This is a genomic window from Trebonia sp. (genome assembly GCF_030042015.1).
Taxonomy (GTDB): domain Bacteria; phylum Actinomycetota; class Actinomycetes; order Streptosporangiales; family Streptosporangiaceae; genus Trebonia.
Genome location: NZ_JASIAL010000392.1, coordinates 1 through 3,314 on the forward strand (window position 1 = coordinate 1; position 3,314 = coordinate 3,314).

3 protein-coding genes are annotated in these 3,314 nt (G+C 72.4%); 1 reads left to right on the forward strand and 2 read right to left on the reverse strand.

Annotation, left to right across the window (positions count from 1 at the left end):
* Positions 1–3 precede the first annotated feature (3 nt).
* Complete coding sequence (locus Q1N79_RS21375; protein WP_300611648.1) at positions 4–591, reverse strand: TMEM165/GDT1 family protein; 588 nt, start codon at positions 589–591, stop codon at positions 4–6.
* A 504-nt stretch (positions 592–1,095) separates the two neighbouring features.
* Positions 1,096–1,851, reverse strand: coding sequence for a Crp/Fnr family transcriptional regulator (locus Q1N79_RS21380; RefSeq protein ID WP_300611650.1), 756 nt, complete (start codon positions 1,849–1,851; stop codon positions 1,096–1,098).
* Between the two features lie 324 nt (positions 1,852–2,175).
* On the opposite strand from Q1N79_RS21380, the gene Q1N79_RS21385 reads away from it, so the two are divergent.
* The coding region (locus Q1N79_RS21385; RefSeq protein ID WP_367185125.1) for a protein kinase at positions 2,176–3,314 on the forward strand (1,139 nt) is incomplete at its 3' end.

A 3,314-nucleotide genomic window follows, 5' to 3' on the forward strand; every position in this document is an offset into this window, starting at 1 on the left:
GTGCTAGGCCCCGGCCGCCGCGGCGGCGCTCGTGCCGGCCAGGGCGAGCATGATCAGCGCGGCGCCCCTTGTCAGCCACCGGACCGGGATGACGCCAAGCAGCCGCCAGCCCACCACGATCGCCACGCCGGAGGCCACCCACAGCGCCAGCAGCGCGCCGACCCCGACCGCGACAGGGTCGTGGTAGCGGGCCGCCAGGCTGACGGTCATGAACTGGGTGAGGTCGCCGAACTCGGCAAGGAACACGACCGCGAAGGACGTCCCCGCGACCGGCCAGAACCCGTCGCGCACGCCGTCACGCCGGACGTCCTCGTCCTCCGGGCTTTCCGGGCGGTGGCGCCAGAGCAGCACGGCGCCGGCCAGGAAGGCGGCGGCGGCCACGGCCTGCACCACCTGGCGCGGCAGCAGGCTGATCGCTCCCCCGGCGGCGACCGCGAGCGTCACCTGGGCCGCGAACGCGGCGGCGGCCCCGGTGAACACGTAGCCGGGGCGATAGCGGCTGCTCAGGATCAGGCAGGCCAGCACCGTCTTGTCCGGGAGTTCGGCGGGCAGCACGGCCAGGAAGGACGTCACTGCGACGGTCAGGCTCATCCGGGGCTCCGAGTGTCCGGGCCGGGCCGGCTTTCGCCCGGCGAACCCGGGACCTCCGGCCCGGCAGCATGCTGCTGCGGCCGAAGGTCTCACTCAGGCCGGATGCGGCCCCCGGGCACCGGGCCCGACGGGCAGGCGCGCCGTTCCCGGCGTGCCGGACCGCAGGACCGAGATTGTCGGCGTCCCGGCGACGGAGCTACTCCCCTTCGCGCACCCATGTTAGCCGACAAGCGCGCGCGATGGCATCCGATACGCCGGGACGCTCCCCGCCAGCCCGGGCTGCCGCGCTGGTGACAGCGCGGCAGGCCCTGGCAAGGCAGGCCCCGGTGACGTGCTCCCCGCCGCCGCGTCGGTCAAGCGGCACCGCAGGGTCGAGCGACCGCCGCCGCCCCCGGCATGGCCGCTCTGGCTGTCCCTCCGCAAGGACATCATTTCCGCAACGCGAGGACCTTAGGGCAGCACGCGCCACAGGGATGCCCTCCGGAAAGGGAGTCAGGCCATCCGTTACGAAAACCTGATGACGGCGAGGAAGTCCATGTTCCGCACGGCTATCTCGCGGTAACCGGTGGCGATGACGCCGTCCCTGCGCAACTCGCCGAGGATGCGCTCTGTCGTCGACACCGCGACGCCTGCCAGCTCGCCGAGTTCCATCTGGGTGAGCGGGAGCGGGATCACCACCGCCCCGTCGGCGGCCCGCTCGCCGTATCCCGCCGCGAGCTCGTAGATCACCTGGGCGAGCCGTTCCTTCGCGCCCCACGTGCGCTCGGCCGCATGCCGTTCCGTCGCGGCGCGCATCTTGGCCACGAGCGAGCGGGTGATCGTGGCCAGCGCCGCCGGATGCCGCTCACCGTAGGCCGCGAAGGCCGCCCGGCCGATCCGGACCGCGCCGACCACACCGACAGCGCGGGCCGTGGCGGTGCGCGGCATGCCGTCGAGCACGGCGAACTCACCGATCAGGTCACCGCGCGAGCGCACCGCCAGCGTCGTCTCCGTACCGGTTTCCGTGGCGACGGTGACCTTGACCATGCCGCCAGTCAGCACGTACAGGCTGTCACCGGCCTCACCCTGCAGCACCAGGATGTCGTCGTCTTCGAACCGGACCGGGGTGCCGGCTGCCAGCAGGGCGGCGCGTTCAACATCGGTCAGCAGGGCGGCCAGGCTGGCCTGCGGCCACCTGCCGCGCTCGGTCAGCGCCACGGCAGGCGCGCGCGGCGGCGAATTCGCGGAGTGCGGGGAGTGCGCGGAGAGCGGGACTGACACAGCACCGATTTTGCCAGGTCTTCCGCGCCGTCAGCGGGCACTACCTGAATCCGGGAACGTGAAAATGCCGGATGCATTCTTCCCCGCCGGCGTAGTCAGCTATTACCCTGCTTACACAGGGAGCGTGGGGAAATGGGAGACGGCGTGGCCGCCGAGCCCCGGGGGCAAGGTCAGGCGCCACCAGCACGAAGTCAATCGGGCCGTAAGCTGCGAATGGGATTCGTTCTGGATGTCGCCGGTTACGGTGCGCGTTCGGCACCTCTTCAGAACCAGGTGCAGCGACGCCTTCCGCCGCTCGTGATCAATACGCTAGCCGAATGCGGAATGGATCTTGATAGCGTCGCGCACGAGTGGACAGGAGACGGCATCAACGCGGTCATGCCTGCCGACATGGATCCGACCGTCGTGCTGCCCGTGCTGATCCGCTCGCTGGCCGCGAATCTCGGCGCGGACAACGCGCGCAGCGGCGACCGGGTCCGGCTGCGGATGGCCGTGGGCGTGGGACTTGTCGAGCAGAACAGGGCCGGGTTCGGCGGGCCCATGATCATCGATATGAACCGGCTGGTCGACAGCGCGCCGCTACGCTCCGCATTGTCGGCTCATCCCGCCGCCGATCTCGCGGTCGCGATATCCGACCAGGTGCACGCCACGATAATCCGGCCCGGCTATCCGGGAATTCCCGGTGCCCAGTTCACTCGGGTGAACGTCGTCGCGAAGGAATTCGCAGGACCGGCCTGGATATGGGTGTCCGCGCGCCAGTGGAGCGAGCCGGCCTATCAGCGCCTCGCTAAGGACGACCCGCGCGAGATAGGGGACTATCGCGTCTGCGCGCGCCTCGGCGCCGGCCTCGCCGGCCAGGTGTACCTCGGCAGCGCACGGGACGGCGGCTGGCTCGCGATCAAGGAATACCGGCGGGAGTTCGCCGGCGACCCGGACGTGCGCCGCCGCCTCGCCGCGGGGGTCGTGGCGGCCAGCGTCCCGCGCGGGCCGCACATCGCGCGGGTCACCGACTCCGCCACCGAGGCCGTCGCGCCATGGGTGGCCGGCACGCTCGTGCGGGGTCCGTCGCTGACGGCGGCCGTGACCGAGACCGGGCCGCTCCCCGCCGCCTCCGCGGCCTGGCTCGCGCTCGGCGTCGCCCGCGCGGTCGCCGCGCTGCACGAGGGCGGGCTCGCGCATCAGGCGATCACCCCGTCCAACGTGCTGCTCGAGACGGGCGGGCCGGTGCTCACCGACGTCGGCCTCAGCCGGGTCGCGCTGACCGACGGGTCCATGGGCGCCGCCGACGACGTGTTCATGCTCGGCTGCGCCGCGTTCTTCGCGGCGACCGGCCGCTCGCCCTGGGGCGGCTGCCCGGCTGGGGCCCTGCGCGAGCCGGACACGCGCGGCGAGCCAGACCTGGACGGCTGCCCGCCCGCGCTGCTGCCGATCGTGACCGCCTGCATCGATGGCGACCCCGGGCG